Consider the following 17,377-nt stretch of genomic DNA (forward strand, 5'->3'; position numbering starts at 1 on the left):
CCCCGGCGGGGCGGCGGGCGGGGGGGGTGCGGCCGGCGCGACGGGGGCGGGGGGCTGGTAGGCGTAGGGGGCCGGGGCCGCCGCGGGCGCGGGGGCCGGGGGCGCCGTCCGTACGGGGGCGGGGGCCGGGGTCTCGACCGGCGGGAGGGGCGCGGAGGGGGCTCCGCCCAGGGGGTGCTGCGGCCGGTCGTGCTGGACCGGGACCTGGGGCTGCTGCGGCTGCTGGGGCGGCAACGGGGTGGAGCCGGTGACCGCGGCGGTCTGCCGCTCGTGCTGGGCGAGGCCCTCCGGGTCGGCGCCGAGCAGGCCCTGCGGGAGGACGAGGACCGCCTGGACGCCGCCGTAGATGTTCGTCTGGAGGCGGACGGCGATGCCGTGGCGCCGGGCCAGCGCGGAGACGACGAAGAGGCCGATCCGGCCGTCCTGGAGGAGATGGGCGACGTTGACCTGGTCGGGGTCGGCGAGCAGGGCGTTCATCTTGTTCTGCTCGCCGACGGGCATGCCGAGTCCGCGGTCCTCGACCTCGATGGCGAGGCCGGCGGTGACGTACTGGGCGCGCAGCAGCACGGTGGTGTGCGGGGCGGAGAACACCGTGGCGTTCTCGACGAGTTCGGCGAGGAGGTGGATGACGTCGGCGACGGCGTGGCCGCGCAGGGTGCCGTCGATCGGCGGGACGAGCTTGACCCGGGGGTACTGCTCGACCTCGGCGATGGAGGAGCGGAGCACCTCGGTCATGGTGACCGGGTTGGACCACTGGCGGCGGGAGATCGCGCCGCCGAGGACGGCGAGGTTCTCGGCGTGGCGGCGGATGCGGGTGGCCAGGTGGTCGACCTGGAAGAGGCCCTTGAGCAGATCGGGGTCCTCGACCTCGTTCTCCAGTTCGTCGAGGAGCTGGATCTCGCGGTGGACGAGGGACTGGAGCCGGCGGGCGAGGTTCACGAAGACCTCGACCTTCTGCTCGTTGCCGACGCTGCTGGAGAGCCGGGACGCCTGGACCACGGCGGCGACGGCGGCCTCGTGGGAGCGGGTCAGCTCGGCGCCGAGGCGGTCGAACGCGTCGCCGCCGGTGGCGTCGGGGAGGGCGGGCCGGGGGGCCGGGTCCTCGCCGCGGCGCAGCTGTTCGACGAGCGTGCGCAGTTCGCCCTGGTCCTCGGCGCCGTCGCGGCGCAGGGCGGCGACCCGGTCGAGGACGGCCCGGGCGGCGCGGTCGGCGCCGAGTGCCGCGGCGGTCACCGAGGCGACGGTGAGGGCGGCGGCGCCGGTGAGGGCGGCCCACAGTCCGGGGGTCGGGGCGGTGCCGGTGGAGCGGAGGGTGAAGAGCACGGCGGCGGCGCCGCCGAGGGCGACGGCGACGGCGGGGAGGACCGAGGTGCGCAACAGCTGGGGGCGTATGCGGACTTCGGCGGGAGCGGCCGTCGTGGCCCTGGCCGGTCCGGTGCCGGTGGTCGAGGTGCGGGCGCCCGAACGGCCGTGCCGCCCGCCCTCGCGGCGGTCGGACCGCGGGGCGGGTGCGCGAAGTTGTGACATGGGTGTCCTTGGTACGTGCCCGGGAAATCGGCGTACTGAGGGGTACGGAAAGTACTCGTGGGCCGGGGGGTGCGGAGTGGGGGGTGGAGTGGCGCGATGGGGTGCGGGGAGGGGACGTCAGGTGCGATGAGCCTACCGATGATCACCGACCACTCACTGTAGTCGTCAACCGTTCACGTGCGTTGTGCAGTTGGCAAACTTGCCCGTAGACCTGCGAAGTCTGCTGGCGCCGCCCTCACGGCAGGCCGAGATCGATTGGCCGAAAGTCGCCAGCGTGGCGCGAGAGTTGTCGGGAGCGGAACCGTACGAAAGAGGGCGGAGACGCCAATTGACCTCCCTCCCCTGCGGAAACGCGGGGCGTCCCACCGCCGACCGGAATCCCCGAAGGGGGTCGGATCCGGCCGCCACCACCCTTCTCATCACGGAGCGTGAACGCTTCCGGAGGGCTCCCCGGAAGTCCGTTGCCCGCCGCCGGGGCCCGTGAGAGCATCGGCGCTTTGCGCACGCCACCGAGCTCCGCGAAGGACGGGTACCGCTGATGGACACGACACGGCGGGCGGAGGCCCGCCTCGATGACGCGGGCAACCTCCTGGTCGCGCCCGCGACCCTGCGGACCGAGGACCTGGGCGGGGACTTCTTCGGATCCGTCGTCACGCCGGAGGAGTTCGCCTCCGGGACGCCGGACCTCGCGGGGAGGAGCGTCTACCTGTGCGGCGACGTCTCCGGCGTGAGCGCTCGTCAGCTGCGGTCGGCCGAGCGGGTGTTCGTCGTCCGGGAGTTCGCGCGGGGCCACGAGGAGAGCGACGGCCGGCCCTGGACCCCCGTCGGACTCGGCCGGGTCCCGCTCCGCGTGCACGGCGCCGGGGTGCACTACCGCCGCTTCTTCGATCCCGACGCCGGCCACTTCGGCCGGATCCGCGCCGAGCACGCCTTCCAGTCCCTCACGGAGTCCACCAAGCCCGGCACCGCGCTCCGCAGCGGCATCTACCTGACGCCCGTCACGCGCGACGGCGACGAACTGCGCTTCCGGCTGCTCCGCTGCTCCACCAACCTGTCGGGGCCGACCGAGGACTTCGGCCCGACCGACACGGAGATCGTGGGGGCCCTGAACCGCGAGGCGGCCACCGTCTTCCGGGACCACGCGCCGCTCAACCACGTCCTCGCGCAGGTCTACCACAACACCCTCGCCACGCCGGAGCGCAGGCAGTCGAAGGCCAGGATCTCGGCCCACGCCGACAAGACCAAGGACATGCCCGCCGACGGCGTCATGGCCTTCTGCACGTTCTACGACGGGCTCGACCGGCTGCGGCCGTCGGCCGACGACCCGTTCGACCACGGCGTGAAGGGGACCAGCGGGCTGACCCGGCTGTGCTTCCGGCGCAAGGAGACGTCCGCCGGGGCGGACGAAGGGGCGGCGCTCCCGGACCGGTTCACCGTGACGCTGCACCCCGGCTCCGTGTTCTTCATGCCGCTGTCCACCAACCGCCTGTACACCCACGAGATCCGGCCCTCGGGCCTCGACGCGGAGCTGCTCCCGACCCGGCTGGGCTACGTGGTGCGCTGCTCCGGCACCGAGGCCGTGCACAAGGACGGGCGCACCTTCCTCAAGGTCGCCGGGGAGGCCGTGGAGCTGGGGGCGCCGACACCGGAGGGCATGGACGAGCTGCGCGGGCTGTACGCCGAGGAGAACAGGACCACGTCGTTCGTCGACTACGGCGACCGGTTCCGCTTCAGCATGAACACGGGGGACTACCTTGCCCCCCGCGTCTAGGATCGCGGACCTGGTCCGCGCGTCCACGCTGCCGTGCGAGGAGAACCCCTTCGCGGAGCTGTCCGCGTCGATCCGCTGGGAGGACGTCGGGAAGGGCCGCCGCGGCGCCGTGCTCACCCGGGTCGACGCGACGGGCGCGGTACCGCTCGTCCGGACGACCACCCGGTACGCGAATCCGGCACAGCGCTTCCGGCCGGTCCACGAACGGCTGGCGCGGCGGGTCCAGGAGCACGCGGGGCTCCCGGTCGCGTTCGACAACGCCCTCGTGGAGACGTACACGAACGCCTACCGGACCATGGGCGCCCACTCCGACCAGGCCCTCGACCTGGCCGACGACTCGTTCATCGCCGTCTTCTCCTGCTACGAGCACCCCGAGGCGGGCCCGCCCAGGAAGCTGGTCCTCGCGTCGAAGGATCCGGACGGCGAGCAGCGGTTCGAGGTCCCGCTCGCCCACCACGGGATCGTCGCGTTCTCGGTCGCCTCGAACCGGCTGCTCCGGCACCGGATCGTCCTGGACGCGCCCGGCACGACGGCGGACAACCGGTGGCTGGGGTTCACCTTCCGCACGTCGAAGACGCCCGTCCGGTTCCGCGACGGACACGCCCGCCTGCCCGGCGGTGCCCGCCTCACCGCGGCCGACGACGAGCAGCGGAGCGCGTTCTACCGGCTGCGGCGCCTGGAGAACGAGACGACGGACTTCGTCTACCCGCCGCTCACGTACACGGTCAGCGGGAGCGATCTGCTGCCGCCCGCCTGACACCGGCCCGGGCGCCGTCCTGCCATCCTGGTGCCATGGACACCGAAGAGCCCGCGCCGCTCCCGCTGCTCGTCGTGGACGGCGCCAATGTCGTGGGCTCCGTCCCGGACGGCTGGTGGCGCGACCGGCGCGGGGCCGCCGAGCGGCTGCGGGACCGGCTGGCCGCGCACGGCGGACCGGCCGAGGGGCCGTACCCGGGGCCGTACGAGATCGTGCTCGTGGTCGAGGGGCGGGCCCGTGGTGTCGCGTCCGTGCCGGGCGTGCGCGTGGCCGAGGCGACCGGCAGCGGCGACGACCTCATCGCCGCGCTCGCCGACGGGGCCCGCGGCCGGCCGTGTCTGGTGATCACGTCCGACCGCGAGCTGCGCCGCCGGGTGGAGGAGACGGGCGCCCGCTGCGCGGGACCGCGCAGCCTCCCCGGGGCGACCGGCCGGAGCCGCTAGGGCCCGTCCGGCGATGGGCGTCGGATCAGGCCGGGCGGCCCGGACCCGACGGGAATTGTCGGACAGGCCCCGGGGCGGCCGGTCGCGGGGCGCGGATCAGTGGCGCTCGGCCAGGTCCCGCTCGGCGGGCAGCCGCGCCGCGTCGGAGGTCGCCGCGCCGGACGCGGTGCGGGCGGACGCCGCGGCCGCCGGCTTCGGGCCGCAGAAGGCCGCTTCCAGGGTGCCGCCGAGCGCCGTGTTCGCGGCGCCGTGGTTGGAGGTGTTGGCGACCGCCGAGAGGCTGCGGCGGCCGTCGCGGGTCGAGAAGGCGTACGTGTAGAAGCCCTGCACGGTGCCGGTGTGGCCGTACACCTGGGCGCCGCAGGACAGGTCGTACCGGCGCAGGCCCAGCCCGTAGAAGCGGGTGCCGGTGGTGTCCGTCGGGGTGACGGTCGTCATGGCCTCCAGCGTCTCCGGGGAGAGCAGCCGGCCGCGCATCAGCGCGCTGGTGAAGGTGTTCAGGTCGGCGGGGCTGGAGATGACGGCGCCCGCGGACTGCGCCCAGGAGACGGTCTGTTCGGTGGAGTCCACCAGCGGTTCGCCGGCCGCGTCGGGGTGCAGGTAGCCGCGCACCGGCAGGCCCTTGATGCGGGTGTCGGGGTGGACGTAGGAGGTGTCGCGCAGCTTGAGCGGCTTGAAGATCCGGCGCTCGTAGGCGCGCTCCACCGGCCGGCCGGTGAGCTTCTCGATGAGCATGCCGACGACCACGAAGTTCGCGTTGGAGTAGCGGTACGCCACGCCGGGCTCGGTGGTGCGCGGCTCGCTCAGCGAGAGGTCGACCAGTTCCTGGTACGTGAAGACCCGGTTCCGCACGGCCTCGAAGCCCGGCACGGTGTCGGCGAACATCGCGTTGGTGTAGTCGGCGAGGCCGCTGCGGTGGGTGAGCAGGTGCCGGACGGTGATGCGGTCGTCGGGCAGCAGTCCGGGGAGGTAGCGGTTGACCGGCTGGTCGAGCTCCAGCCGTCCCTCGTCCACCAGTTGCAGCAGCACCACGGCGGAGAACGTCTTGCTGACGCTGCCGATCCGGAAGCGGGCGTGGATGTCCATGGGCGCGCCCGTGGCGCGGTCGCGGACGCCGGCGGTCAGGCTCTCGACCCCGTCGGGTCCGGTGAAGCGGGCCATCGCGCCCGGAGCGCCGTTGGCCATCGCCGAGTTCAGGGCGGCGACGATGCCGTCCACGTCCGGCGCGGGGGCCTCGGCGACGGCCGGCGCGGCGGACGCGGACGCGGGGGCGGGGGCGGGGGAGGCGGTCGTGGCGGGGGCCAGTCCGGCCGCGAGGGCGGCGACGAGGGTGACGGCGGCGCCGGCGGTCAGGCGTCGGTGGGACGTCAGGGGCACGGTGAATCCTCGGCTGCTCACGTGGTGTTCGACGCGGCCCACGCCATCCGTGGCCGCGGGGCCGGGGCCACGCGTCGTCGGTGCCGACCGTGTTCCCCCGCCCATCGATCATGAGGGGCCACGGCGCCGAAAGGTTCCAGGCGCGCCCTGCCGGATCGCGCCGCCCGCCGTGGCGGACGGCGCGATCCGCCCCCGCCCTCGGGCGGGGGCGGGCCGTCAGAAGGCCGGTCGCCCGGCCGGGAGGCCCTGCGGCGCCGGCACCGGCAGCCGGGCCGCCTCCGCCGCCTCCCGCGGCGTGGCCCGGCAGGTGGTGTCGCCCGCGGGCAGCCGGCCCGTCGTCAGGTACGCGGTGGCGGTCGCCTCGGCGCAGGACCCGGAGCCGTACACGCCGTGGCCCTCCCCGCCGAGGACGGTGACCATGCGGGCGCCCTTCATGACCCGGCGCAGGCCCTGGCCGCTGACCAGCGGCGTCTGGGAGTCCCACTCGTTCTGCAGGATCAGCGCGCCGACCCCGTTGCCGATCCGGGTGGCGGGCTCGGAGCCGGGCTGCCAGAAGGCGCACGGCTTGATGTGGGACGCGACGTCGCCGTAGAGCGGGTACGCGGCCCCGTCGCGGACCGCGTCACGGCGGTACCGCTCCGGGTCGCGCGGCCAGGCGCGGGTGTCGGCGCAGACGACGGACCAGAAGGCGGCGTCCATGTTGTCGGCCGGGACCTCGGGACCCGCCGGGCCCTCGGAGCCGGCGCGGACCTCGGGCGCCGCGAAGGCCCCGGCGACCGTGCGCGCGAAGGACGGCGGGACGGGCCGGGGCGGCGTGGCCCGCCGCGACGGGGCGACCGTCGGGGCGCCGCCCTCGGCCGCCTCCTTGAGCCGGACGACGGACTCGGCGGCGGGCCGGGGGGAGAAGAAGGCGGCGCGGGCGGCGATCCTGATGTCGTCGCCGGTCAGTCGCAGGCCGTCGATCTCGATCGGGGTGCGGTCCGCCCGGGCGACCAGGCCCCAGAAGGTCGCGCGGACCTCGTCCGGGGTGGCGCCGAGCCCGTACGCGGCGTGCCGGGCCGCCGTCCAGTCGGCCCAGCGGTCGAAGGCGGGTTCCGCGCCCTCCGCCCACACCTGGATCATCCCGCGCCAGATCCGCGCCGGGTCGACGGCGCTGTCGAGGACGAAACGGTCGGCGCGACGGGGGAACAACTGGGTGTACACGGCGCCGAGATAGGTGCCGTAGGAGTAGCCGAGGTACGAGATCCTCCGCTCGCCGAGCACGGCGCGGACGAGGTCCATGTCCCGGGCGGTGTTGCGGGTGGTGAGGTGGGGCAGGACGGCCCCGTTCGCCGTCCGGCACTTCTCCGCGACGGTCCGCGCCCAGCGCACGTCCGCGGCGAACGACGCCGGCCTGTACGGGCGCTGCCAGTTCAGCTCGTCGTCGGTGAGGCCGCAGCCGACCGGGGAGCTCCGGCCGACGCCGCGCGGGTCGAAGCCGATGAGGTCGAACCGCCGCGGCACGTCCTCCGGGAGCTCCGACCGCAGGTACAGGGGCATGTCCAGCCCCTGGCCGCCGGGCCCGCCGGGGTTGATGAGCAGGACGCCGTGCCGGTCCCGGGGGCTGGTGGCCCTGATCCGGGAGATCGCGAGGTCGAGCCTCCGGCCGGCCGGACGGCCGTAGTCGAGGGGGACCTCGATGGTGGCGCACTCGAACTCGGCGGGCCCCTGCGGGTCGCAGGGCGCCCAGCGCGGCCGCTGCCGGGTGTACTCCGCTAACGCGGCGGAACCGGAGGGCGCGGCGGCGGGTGCGGTGGGGGCAGGCTCCGGCGGGGCGGCGAGGGCGGGCGTGAACGCGGGCAGGAGGGCCGCGACGGCGGTGGCCGCCACGACGGCGGCCCACCTGCCGCGGGTGCGGCTGTGGGCGCGGCTTCGGTTCCGGTCTCGGCTTCGCACAGGGCGTCAGTTCCTTCGGGGTGCGGGGTGATCGGTCCGCAGCACCCTCGCGCACGGCGCCCCGGACGGGAATCCCGCTCAGGTCCGGACCATGTACGTCCCGAGGAGGAGACGCCGCCGGAAGAATGGTCCCCGGGACGGTTTGACCGGGCCGCCGGCGGTGAGGCGAAGCCCATGGAGAACTCGCTGTTGCTGATGATCGCCCTGGGCGGCTCGGCACTGGCCGCGTACGCCGTCGTGCGGGCGGCGGACCTGGCGACCCGGCGCGCGGACGCCCGGCGCCCCGGGACGCCCCTGTGGGCGCTGCTGCGCCGGTGTCGTACGCCCCTGTTCGTCGTCCTCTTCACGGCCCTGTTCGGCTGGGCGGTGCGCGCCACCGGCTGGACCCCGGCGCGGGACCACGCCGGGCTCGTCGACCGGATCCGGGTGCTGTGCCTGATCGGCAGCGGGGCCTGGCTGACGGTCCGCTTCGCCTCCGCGCTGGTCGAGTCCTCGTACGCGCGCTACGCCGGGCGCACGCACGACCGGGCCCGGGTGCGCCGGGTGCGGACCCAGGTCACCCTGATCACCCGGGTCGTGTCGGTCGGCGTCGGGGTGATCGCCTGCGCGGTGGCCCTCGTGACCTTCCCGTCGTTCCGCGCGCTCGGCACCTCGCTGCTCGCCTCCGCCGGCATCATCGGCATCGTGGCGGGCGTGGCGGCGCAGTCGACCCTCGGCAACCTCTTCGCCGGCTTCCAGATCGCCTTCGGCGACATGGTCCGCATCGGCGACACCGTCGTCGTGGACGGCGAGTGGGGTCTCGTCGAGGAGATCACCCTGACCTTCCTCACCGTGCGCACCTGGGACGAGCGGCGGGTCACGCTGCCCGTCTCCTACTTCACCTCGCGTCCCTTCGAGAACTGGTCCCGGGGCGGCGCCGAGATGACGGGCACGGTGTTCCTCCACTGCGACCACGCCACGCCGGTGCCGCTCCTGCGGGACCACCTGCGCGGCTTCCTCGACGACTGCCCCGGCTGGGACCGGCGCGGCTGGGACCTCTCGGTGACGGACACCTCCCCGACCGGCATCACCGTCCGCGCCCTGGTCACGGCCAAGGACCCCGACGAACTGTGGACCGTCCGCTGCGCGGTCCGCGAGGAACTGGTCCGCTGGCTGACCGAGAAGCACCCTGCGGCGCTGCCGAAGGTCGTCACCGCCCCGCCCCCGAACCCGCCCGGCGCGCCGGTGCCGCGCCCCGGCGGCGGGCCGTCCGGCGGCTGATCTCCCGTCCGGCGGCGGCATGGGGCAGGCTGGGGGGATGAGCGACCTGCACGGCGCCGCCGTCGTCCTGCGCCCCTCCGTCCCCGGGGACGTCCCCGCCCTGGCCGCCGTCCGGGCCACGCCCGAGGTGCGGGCCCGCTGGCGCGGCGGGGACGACCTGGTCGAGGAGGTCGCCGCCGACCTGGAGGACCCCGACACCCGCTGTCTGACGGTCCGGCACCACGGCCGGATCGTCGGCATGATCCAGTGGTACGCGGAGGACGAGCCGGACTACCGGCACGCCGGCATCGACCTGTTCCTCGACCCGTCGGTGCACGGCCGGGGCCTGGGCACGGACGCCGTCCGCACCCTCGCCCGCCATCTCGTCGACGACCACGGCTTCCACCGGCTGGTCATCGATCCGGCCGCCGACAACGCGGCGGCGATCCGCTGCTACGAGAAGGCCGGCTTCCGCCCCGTCGGGGTGATGCGCCAGTACGAGCGCGGCGCGGACGGCACCTGGCACGACGGCCTGCTGATGGACCTGCTGGCGTCGGAGCTGGTGCGCTGAGCGGCGCTCACCGCGTTCAGTCGCCGCCGCAGCCGCCGCACCCTCCGCCGCAGCCGCCACCGTCGCCCCCGGCGCCGCCGGAGCCGCCGCTTCCGCCGCTGCCCCCTCCGCCGCCGCTGTCCCCGAAGGCGCTGATGAGGGCCCAGACGACGACCACGATGACCACGAGTCCCAGGAAGTCCGCCACGGTGTCCCCTCCCCCGCCGTCCCGCGACGGCTCACGGCGGGTATACCCGTTCCGTCGCACACCCGAGCGCACGCGGGGGCCCGGACCCCGGTGGACTCGGGGCGCGCGTCCCACGCGGCTCGGCCGCACCACGGGGGGCCGGCGGTCCGTCGCCGCCCGGCCGTCCCGCGCGGATCAGCCGCGGCCGAGGATCCCCCGGTCGTAGCCGGCGGCGACGGCCGCCGCCCGGTCCTTGACGGCGAGTTTGGCGTAGATGTGGGTGAGGTGGGTCTTCACCGTGGCCTCGCTGATGAAGAGTTCGGCGGCGATCTCGCGGTTGGAGGTGCCCCGGGCGACCAGGACGAGGATCTCCCGCTCGCGGGCAGAGAGGGTGTCGTCGACCGGCTCGGCGGGCCGGCGCACGGCGCTGACGAGACGGGTGGCGACGGCCGGGGAGAGGACGGTGCGCCCCTCGGCGGCGGCCCGGACGGCGGCGAACAGCTCCTCGCGGGGCGCGTCCTTGAGGAGGTAGCCGGTCGCGCCCGCCTCGATGGCGGTGAGGGTGTCGGTGTCCGTGTCGTACGTGGTGAGCACCAGGACCCGGGCCCGGGCGCCGTGCCGCGCGAGGGCGGCGATGGCGTCGACGCCGCCGCCCGCCGGCATCCGCAGGTCCATGAGGACGACGTCCGGGTCGAGACGGAGGGCCAGCTCGACGGCCTCGACGCCGCCGGACGCCTCGCCGAGGACCCGGAACCCGGGGTCGGCGTCGAACATGCCGCGCAGGCCGTCCCGTACGACGGGGTGGTCGTCGACGACGAGCAGGGTGATCTCAGTCATGGCGGGCCAACGGTACGCGAACGGAGACGGCGGTGCCCTCCCCCGCCGCCGACTCGATCCCGACCTCCCCGGCGAGGCGTTCGGCGCGGGCCCGCATGCCGTCCAGGCCGAAGCCGCCGTGGGAGCCGCGGGCGGACGGGGCCGACGGGTCGAAGCCCCGTCCGTCGTCACGGATGTCGAGGACGACCTCGTCGCCCATGTACGAGAGCGTGATGCCGGCGCGGGTGGCCCCGGAGTGGCGCTCGGCGTTGGCCAGCGCCTCCTGGGCGATGCGGAGCAGGGTGGCGGCGACCTCCTCGTGGAGCGGGTGCGGGGTGCCGGTGGCCGTGAACCGCCCGCTGATGCCGGTGCGTTCGGCCCACGCGTCGACGGTCTTGCCGAGCGCCTCGGGCAGGGTGTCGTGCTCCAGGGCGACCGGACTGAGGTCCTGCACGGAGCGGCGGGCCTCGCCGAGGCTGTGCCGGGCGAGGGCGGCGGCCCGCTGGTGGTGGACGCGGGCCTGGCCGGGGGCGGCGGTGTCGGCGGCCTGGAGCTGGGCGATGATGCCGGTGAGCCCCTGGGCGAGGGTGTCGTGGATCTCCGCGGCGAGCCGGCGGCGTTCGTCCGCGACGCCGGCCTCCCGCGCCTGGAGGACGAGCTGCGCCTGGAGGGTGGCGTTCTCGGCGAGCGCCTGCTCCAGACGGGCGTTGGTCCGGGCCAGCTGGGCGATGGTCGCGGAGCGTTCGGCGGCCTTCTCGGCCTCCTTGGCGTCGAGGTGCGCGAGGCCGACGGCGAGGCTCGCGTTGAGCAGGAACAGTCCGCCGAAGGCGACCCAGTTCAGCGCGCTCGCCGGCGGCAGCCCGCCGGACTGGGAACCGGCCATGGTGAGCGCGACGGCGAGGAGTCCGGCCCGGACGAACACCGGTCGCGGCGGCAGGAGTTGGACGGCGTCGAAGTAGCCGACGCAGGCGAAGACGGCGAAGAAGGGGTTGAGCCAGGTCAGGGCGAAGGCGAGCGCCGTCCGCAGCGCGAAGTAGGCGGCGGAGCCGGGGCCGGGCGCGCCCGGGACGAGCACGACCGCGCGGCCTCCGTCCACCGCCTCCGGCGGGGACGCGGGCGGCCGGCGCGTGTGCCAGCCCAGCTGGAGGGCGAGGACGGCGGCGACCAGGCCGCCCGCGGCCACCGTCTCCGGACCGCTCATCAGCTCGCTCGCGGTGGCGCCCGCGAGGACCGTGGCGATGCCGAGGAGCACGTACGGCCCCCAGCGGAAGAACTGCGACCAGCGTTCCTCGAGCGTCGTCGCCGTCCCCTCGGACACCTCCACCGACGCCTCCCCCTCCACCGTCACCGCCCCTCCATACGTCACTCCCAGCGGAAGCGCCGGACCGCCACCGCCGTCAGCACGACCGCCCAGAAGACCATCACCGCGACCGCGACCGCGCTCGGCCAGCCGCCGCGCGCCGCCTCGTCGAGGGCCCGCGAGGCGGCCCCGTAGGGCGCGAACTCGACGATCCGGCGCAGCGTATCCGGCATCGCCTGGACCGGCACCCAGACGCCGGCCGTGAACATGGTCGGGAAGAAGACCGCCGTCCCGACCGCGGTGGCGACCTTCTGGGTGCGGGACAGCGCGCAGACGGCCGCGCCGAGGGCCAGGGCGCCGCCGGTGGCGAGCAGCAGCGCGGCCGCGTACCCGAGGAGGTTGCCGGGGAGCGCGACGCCGAACGCGGCCCGGCCGACCACGATCACCAGCAGGGCGGAGACCAGCGCGGCGCCGGCGTGCAGCACGAGCTGGGCGGTGAGCAGCGCGGCCGGACGGACGGGGGTGGCGGACATCCGGCGCAGGATGCCGCGCTCGCGGTAGCCGGCGAGGACCGGCGGCATGGCCTGGAGGCCGGCCATGATCAGGGCGAAGAGCACGGCGACGGGGACGTACAGGTCGATCACCCGGCGGCCGCCGAGGTCGGGGGACGCCTCCCGCATGGACGGGACGAGCCCGAGGATCACCAGGAGGACGGTCGGCGAGACCATCACCCAGAACAGGGCGGCCGGTTCGCGGGCGAAGAGGCGTGCCTCGGTCCTGAGGACCGCGCGGGTGGCGGAGACCGGTGCGGTGGTGCTGGCCATGGGGCTGCTCCTGTCGGGGGAGGCGGGTGGCCGGACGTGGGGCGGCGGGGGCGGGGTGGCCCGCGGGCGCCGGGGCGTGCGGGCGGTGGCGTTCAGGAGGTGAGGTCGAGGTAGGCGTCGTCGAGGGTGGTGTCGGTGATGCGCAGTCCGCGGGCGGTGACCGCGCGGCGGGCGAGCAGCGACACGAAGGCGTCGACGGTCGCGTCGGTGCCGGTCACGACGGTCCGGCCGTCGCGGGCGACGACGTCGGCGGCGCCGGGCAGGGCCCGCAGTTCGGCGGTTTCCAGGGGGCTGTCGGCGGCGAAGGAGATCACCCGGGCGGTGGCGGTGCGGCCGATGAGACCGGCCGGGGTGTCGAGGGCCGTGACCCGGCCGCGGTCGATCACGGCGATCCGGTCGCAGAGGCGCTGGGCCTCCTCCATGACGTGGGTGACGAGGAGGACGGTGACGCCGTCGGCCCGGATGGACTCGACGAGGTCCCAGGTGTCCCGGCGGGCCCGGGGGTCGAGCCCGGTGGTGAGTTCGTCGAGGACGACGGCGCGGGGGTCGCCGATCAGCGCGAGGGCGATGAACAGCCGCTGCTTCTGCCCCCCGGACAGCTTCCCGAACCGCACGCCCAGGTGGGCTTCGAGACCGAGTCGGGCGGCCAGCGCGTGCCGGTCGGCCGGCCGCTCGTAGAAGGAGGCGTACAGCTCCAGCGCCTCCCCCACGGTGAGCTTCGCCTGGAGTTCGCTCTGCTGGAGCTGGACCCCGAGCAGCCGGGTGACCCGGTCGTGCTCGGCGACGGGGTCCAGCCCCGCCACCCGCACCACACCGGAGTCGGCGGTCCGGAGTCCGGCCACGCATTCGACGGTGGTGGTCTTGCCGGCGCCGTTGGGCCCGAGGATCCCGAAGATCTCCCCCTCGTCCACGGAGAAGGAGACGCCGTCGACGGCCTTCCGCTCCCCGTACGCCTTGCGCAGGTCCCGCACTTCGATCATCGGCATGCCCCCACGATCGCCCCCGCGGCTCCCCTCCCGGCATCCCCCGTCCCGCTCGACCTGCCGTCAACCGATCGGACGATACGGGTACGACGTCCGGCTGCGGCGAGTCCGGCGCGGGGGGGGGCGGGAGGCGGGGTCCGGGCACGGAGGTCGGGGGCTTGGGGTCGGCCCGCGTCGCCGGGGGTCAGGCCGACGGGGTGGGTCCCGCCTCCGCCACGGACAAGGTGTCCACCATCCGGTTCAGCTTGTTGCGGGCGCGCGTCGCGTGCGCGCGCGGCAGCCTGATCTCGGCGAGGGCCCGGGCCGAGCCGGTGACCACGTACGCCAGGGCCAGGACGGGCGTGCTGCCGAGGGTGGCGGCGATCCTGGCCAGCGCCCCGGGGGTGTCCCGCAGCGTGACGACCATCGTGCACGTGTCGGCGGGGGACGCGTCGGGGAGCGTCGTACCGGGGCGGGGGGAGCCGGCGTCTGCCATGAGGTGTTCCTGTCCAGGTCTGTCGGCCGGGTGGGCCGTGGTGTCAGGGGTTCCGGGAAACGAAAAGACCCCTCGTGGAATCACGAGAGGTCGGCGTGCGGGCGGTGGAGCGGGCCGGGAGGGATCGCCTCCGGGTCAGCTCGGTGCCGGCACGCGGGCGCGAATAATGAGCCGCCGCTGCATGCCGCGAGTCTCCCACGGATCACCATTCCCCGGACAAGTCGTCTCGCTCACCGGACACCTCCCGCGGCGGCGAGCCCGCGCGCGGACGCGCCCGACCCGTCACGGCGGTTCAGGCCGGCGCACCGCGGTTCAGTGGACGAGCGGCCGATCGGCATCGCCCGAACCACACGAACGACCGTACGTTTCAGGCGAGTTCACTGAACCGACCACACCCCCGCGACCGGCCCCGGTAAACCGGCCCTTCGTGCTTGACACGGATCCGACCACGGGTGCCTCATGGTGCGCACACCCCGGCCATGCGGACCCGCGGCTCGGTCGCCGCACTCTGACAACGTTGTCCACGTTCCGGAGTTCCGCGCGAACGGGGCTCGTTCCCCCCTTCCCCTTCCCTGTACGAGGAGAGGCATGACCAAGTCATCGCGCAGGACGTGGCGCACGGCCGCCGGCAGCGCTCTCGCCGGCGTCGCCGGGCTGCTGCTTCCCGTCTTCGGCGCCGCCGGAGCCGCCCAGGCCGCCGACGGCGGCATCCACGTCAGCAACGGACGCGTCCACGAGGCCAACGGCAACGAGTTCGTGATGCGCGGGGTGAACCACGCGCACGCCTGGTACCCCGGCGAGACCGACGCCATCGCCGACATCGCCGCCAAGGGCGCCAACACCGTCCGCGTCGTCCTCTCCAGCGGCGACCGCTGGACGGAGACCAGCGCCTCGGACGTGTCGTCGATCATCGACGACTGCAAGGCGAACAAGGTCATCTGCGTCCTGGAGGTGCACGACACCACCGGCTACGGCGAGGACGGCGCCGCCGCCACCCTCGACCAGGCGGCCGACTACTGGGTGGGCGTCAAGAGCGCCCTCCAGGGCCAGGAGGACCACGTCGTCGTCAACATCGGCAACGAGCCCTTCGGCAACAGCGGTTACACCGCCTGGACCGGCGCCACCAAGAGCGCGATCGGCAGGCTGCGGAACGCCGGCATCGAGAACGCGCTCATGGTCGACGCCCCCAACTGGGGCCAGGACTGGTCGCACACCATGCGCGACAACGCCGCCTCGGTCTTCGCCGCCGACCCGCGCCGCAACACGATCTTCTCGATCCACATGTACGGGGTGTACGACACCGCCGCCGAGGTCCAGGACTACCTGAACCACTTCGTGGACAACGGACTGCCCGTCGTCGTAGGCGAGTTCGGTGACAACCACAGCGACGGCAACCCCGACGAGAACGCCATCATGGCCACCGCCCGCTCGCTCCGCGTCGGCTACCTCGGCTGGTCCTGGAGCGGCAACGGCAGCGGCGTCGAGTACCTCGACATGGTCGACGGCTTCGACCCGGGCTCCCTGACCGCCTGGGGCGACCGCCTCTTCAACGGCGCCGACGGCATCTCCGCCACCTCGAAGCGGGCGACCGTCTTCGGCGGCGACGGTGGCGGCGGCACCGGCGGCACGGCGCCCAACGGCTACCCGTACTGCGCGCACGGCAGCGCCTCCGACCCCGACGGCGACGGCTGGGGCTGGGAGGACAACCGCTCCTGCGTCGTCCGCGGCAGCGCCGCCGACACCGGCTCCGGCTCCGGCTCCGGCGGTACGGCGCCCAACGGCTACCCGTACTGCGCGCACGGCAGCGCCTCCGACCCCGACGGCGACGGCTGGGGCTGGGAGGACAACCGCTCCTGCGTCGTCCGCGGCAGCGCCGCCGACCGCTGAGCACCGGGGTGCCCTCCCCCTCCCGTCCGCGGGAGGGGGAGGGCATCTCCCTTTCCCGCCCGGGGGGCGCGTGGCCGACGCCCCGTCCGGGCCGTGCGCGGCGGCTCCCCGGGGCCGCCCCTCGCCCCGTCGGGCCAGGCCGGCGGCGGCCGGTCTCCTGGGCGGTAGGGTCGGGGCATCGAGGTTCAGGATGGAGCTGGGGTGGCAGTGAAGCGGCCGACGATGGCGGACATCGCGCGTCGGGCGGGCGTGTCGAAGGTGGCGGTCTCGTACGCGCTCAACGACCAGCCCGGAGTGTCGGAGGCCACCCGCGCCTCGATCAAGAACATCGCCGAGGAGCTGGGCTGGCGGCCGAACAGCGCGGCCCGGGCGCTGACCGGGGGCCGGGCGCAGGCGGTCGGGCTGGTCGTGCGGCGGCCGGCGCGGACGCTCGGCGTGGAGCCGTTCTTCATGGAGTTCATCAGCGGCGTGGAGACCGTGCTCGCCGAGCGTTCGTACGCGCTGATGCTCCAGATGGTCGCGGACCAGGCGCAGGAGGTCGAGGTCTGCCGGCGCTGGTGGGGCGAGCGGCGCGTCGACGGCGTCTTCCTCATGGACCTGCAGACGGACGACGCGAGGGTCGAGGCCCTGCGCGACACCGGCCTGCCCGCGGTGGCGATCGGCCCTCCCGAGGTGGCCGGGGGCCTGCCGGCGATCTGGTCCGACGACGGCGAGAGCGTCCACGAGATCGTGCGGTACCTGGCGGCGCTGGGGCACCGGCGGATCGCGCGGGTGGCGGGCCCGGCCGCGTTCGCGCACACGGCGGTCCGCGACGCCGCGCTCGCGGAGGCGTGCCGGGAGGCCGGGATCCCCGAGGCGACGGTGGTGCACACCGACTACACCGGCGACGCGGGCGCGCGGGCCGCGCGGGCGCTGCTGATCGCTCCCGCCCGGCCGACGGCGCTCGTCTTCGACAACGACATCATGGCGGTGGCCGCGCTGTCGGTGGCGCAGGAGCTGGGGCTGTCGATCCCCGCCGACGTGTCGGTCGTGGCCTGGGACGAGTCGCCGCTGACGCAGGTCGTCCGCCCGATGCTGTCGGCCGTCACCCGCGACATCCCGGGGTACGGCGCCACCGCCGCGACCGCGCTGCTCGCCCTGATCGGCGGGGAGGACGTCGGCGACGTCCGCGAGGGCTACGCGCACTTCGTGCCCCGGGGCAGCACGGCTCCCCCGCCGCCGGACCCCGCACCGCGCTGACGCGGCCGGCCCGTCCACGGACGCACGGCGCGGGGCCGGGCCGTCGCTCGTACGGCCCGGCCCCGCG

Annotated in this window: 16 protein-coding genes; 7 read left to right on the forward strand and 9 right to left on the reverse strand. The window is 75.0% G+C overall.

Annotated features, from left to right (window positions below):
• On the reverse strand, positions 1 to 1,527 hold a 1,527-nt coding region (locus tag IE321_RS26340), incomplete at its 3' end, for a sensor histidine kinase (RefSeq protein ID WP_190224777.1).
• Between the two features lie 538 nt (positions 1,528 to 2,065).
• Between IE321_RS26340 and IE321_RS26345 the strand changes: the two genes are divergently transcribed.
• Genes IE321_RS26345 through IE321_RS26355 form a run of 3 tightly spaced genes read left to right on the forward strand, consistent with a single transcriptional unit; the run spans position 2,066 to position 4,498 of the window.
• On the forward strand, positions 2,066 to 3,298 hold the full coding sequence (locus IE321_RS26345) for a hypothetical protein (RefSeq protein WP_190224778.1): 1,233 nt from the start codon (positions 2,066 to 2,068) through the stop codon (positions 3,296 to 3,298).
• The gene (locus IE321_RS26350) at positions 3,282 to 4,055 is read left to right on the forward strand and encodes a hypothetical protein (RefSeq protein WP_190224779.1); all 774 of its coding nucleotides are present in this window, start codon (positions 3,282 to 3,284) and stop codon (positions 4,053 to 4,055) included. The genes IE321_RS26345 and IE321_RS26350 overlap by 17 nt, the downstream gene beginning before the upstream one ends.
• Before the next feature lie 35 nt (positions 4,056 to 4,090).
• On the forward strand, positions 4,091 to 4,498 hold the full coding sequence (locus tag IE321_RS26355; RefSeq protein ID WP_190224780.1) for a PIN domain-containing protein: 408 nt from the start codon (positions 4,091 to 4,093) through the stop codon (positions 4,496 to 4,498).
• A gap of 96 nt (positions 4,499 to 4,594) precedes the next feature.
• Here IE321_RS26355 and IE321_RS26360 read toward each other — a convergent pair whose 3' ends face one another.
• Together IE321_RS26360 and IE321_RS26365 are read right to left on the reverse strand one after the other, a co-directional pair.
• A complete protein-coding gene (locus IE321_RS26360) occupies positions 4,595 to 5,875 on the reverse strand; it encodes a serine hydrolase domain-containing protein (RefSeq protein WP_229916548.1) in 1,281 nt (426 codons plus the stop codon).
• Between the two features lie 216 nt (positions 5,876 to 6,091).
• Complete coding sequence (locus IE321_RS26365; RefSeq protein ID WP_190224782.1) at positions 6,092 to 7,744, reverse strand: alpha/beta fold hydrolase; 1,653 nt, start codon at positions 7,742 to 7,744, stop codon at positions 6,092 to 6,094.
• Between the two features lie 240 nt (positions 7,745 to 7,984).
• Here IE321_RS26365 and IE321_RS26370 point away from each other — a divergent pair, with 240 nt between their 5' ends.
• Both IE321_RS26370 and IE321_RS26375 read left to right on the forward strand, forming a co-directional pair.
• The gene (locus IE321_RS26370; protein WP_190224783.1) at positions 7,985 to 9,070 is read left to right on the forward strand and encodes a mechanosensitive ion channel family protein; all 1,086 of its coding nucleotides are present in this window, start codon (positions 7,985 to 7,987) and stop codon (positions 9,068 to 9,070) included.
• Between the two features lie 37 nt (positions 9,071 to 9,107).
• The gene (locus IE321_RS26375; protein ID WP_190224784.1) at positions 9,108 to 9,620 is read left to right on the forward strand and encodes a GNAT family N-acetyltransferase; all 513 of its coding nucleotides are present in this window, start codon (positions 9,108 to 9,110) and stop codon (positions 9,618 to 9,620) included.
• A gap of 16 nt (positions 9,621 to 9,636) precedes the next feature.
• Here IE321_RS26375 and IE321_RS26380 read toward each other — a convergent pair whose 3' ends face one another.
• The 6 genes from IE321_RS26380 to IE321_RS26405 form a co-directional block, all read right to left on the reverse strand.
• Complete coding sequence (locus tag IE321_RS26380) at positions 9,637 to 9,807, reverse strand: hypothetical protein (RefSeq protein WP_158983600.1); 171 nt, start codon at positions 9,805 to 9,807, stop codon at positions 9,637 to 9,639.
• 174 nt (positions 9,808 to 9,981) lie between these two features.
• Positions 9,982 to 10,623: a response regulator gene (locus tag IE321_RS26385; protein WP_190224785.1), complete on the reverse strand. Its 642-nt coding sequence runs from the start codon at positions 10,621 to 10,623 to the stop codon at positions 9,982 to 9,984.
• A complete protein-coding gene (locus tag IE321_RS26390; protein WP_190224786.1) occupies positions 10,616 to 11,950 on the reverse strand; it encodes a sensor histidine kinase in 1,335 nt (444 codons plus the stop codon). The genes IE321_RS26385 and IE321_RS26390 overlap by 8 nt, the downstream gene beginning before the upstream one ends.
• Before the next feature lie 14 nt (positions 11,951 to 11,964).
• Positions 11,965 to 12,726 (reverse strand): ABC transporter permease, encoded by a 762-nt coding sequence (locus tag IE321_RS26395; RefSeq protein ID WP_190224787.1) that lies wholly within the window; start codon positions 12,724 to 12,726, stop codon positions 11,965 to 11,967.
• Positions 12,727 to 12,818: 92 nt separating this feature from the next.
• Positions 12,819 to 13,712, reverse strand: a complete 894-nt coding sequence (locus IE321_RS26400) for an ABC transporter ATP-binding protein (RefSeq protein ID WP_043231431.1) — start codon at positions 13,710 to 13,712, stop codon at positions 12,819 to 12,821.
• A 181-nt stretch (positions 13,713 to 13,893) separates the two neighbouring features.
• Positions 13,894 to 14,184: a hypothetical protein gene (locus tag IE321_RS26405; protein ID WP_043231429.1), complete on the reverse strand. Its 291-nt coding sequence runs from the start codon at positions 14,182 to 14,184 to the stop codon at positions 13,894 to 13,896.
• A gap of 588 nt (positions 14,185 to 14,772) precedes the next feature.
• Here IE321_RS26405 and IE321_RS26410 point away from each other — a divergent pair.
• Positions 14,773 to 16,071, forward strand: coding sequence for a cellulase family glycosylhydrolase (locus IE321_RS26410; RefSeq protein ID WP_190224788.1), 1,299 nt, complete (start codon positions 14,773 to 14,775; stop codon positions 16,069 to 16,071).
• Positions 16,072 to 16,278: 207 nt separating this feature from the next.
• The gene (locus IE321_RS26415; protein ID WP_043231423.1) at positions 16,279 to 17,310 is read left to right on the forward strand and encodes a LacI family DNA-binding transcriptional regulator; all 1,032 of its coding nucleotides are present in this window, start codon (positions 16,279 to 16,281) and stop codon (positions 17,308 to 17,310) included.
• Positions 17,311 to 17,377 lie beyond the last annotated feature (67 nt).

It is taken from the genome of Streptomyces hydrogenans (assembly GCF_014656075.1).
Classification (GTDB): Bacteria; Actinomycetota; Actinomycetes; order Streptomycetales; family Streptomycetaceae; genus Streptomyces; species Streptomyces hydrogenans.

Coding starts and splice junctions, on each gene's coding strand:
- IE321_RS26345 (WP_190224778.1), top strand. CDS start 2,066: ATGGACACGACACGGCGGGCGGAGGCCCGCCTCGATGACGCGGGCAAC.
- IE321_RS26355 (WP_190224780.1), top strand. CDS start 4,091: ATGGACACCGAAGAGCCCGCGCCGCTCCCGCTGCTCGTCGTGGACGGC.
- IE321_RS26370 (WP_190224783.1), top strand. CDS start 7,985: ATGGAGAACTCGCTGTTGCTGATGATCGCCCTGGGCGGCTCGGCACTG.
- IE321_RS26375 (WP_190224784.1), top strand. CDS start 9,108: ATGAGCGACCTGCACGGCGCCGCCGTCGTCCTGCGCCCCTCCGTCCCC.
- IE321_RS26385 (WP_190224785.1), bottom strand. CDS start 10,623: ATGACTGAGATCACCCTGCTCGTCGTCGACGACCACCCCGTCGTACGG.
- IE321_RS26395 (WP_190224787.1), bottom strand. CDS start 12,726: ATGGCCAGCACCACCGCACCGGTCTCCGCCACCCGCGCGGTCCTCAGG.
- IE321_RS26400 (WP_043231431.1), bottom strand. CDS start 13,712: ATGCCGATGATCGAAGTGCGGGACCTGCGCAAGGCGTACGGGGAGCGG.
- IE321_RS26405 (WP_043231429.1), bottom strand. CDS start 14,184: ATGGCAGACGCCGGCTCCCCCCGCCCCGGTACGACGCTCCCCGACGCG.
- IE321_RS26410 (WP_190224788.1), top strand. CDS start 14,773: ATGACCAAGTCATCGCGCAGGACGTGGCGCACGGCCGCCGGCAGCGCT.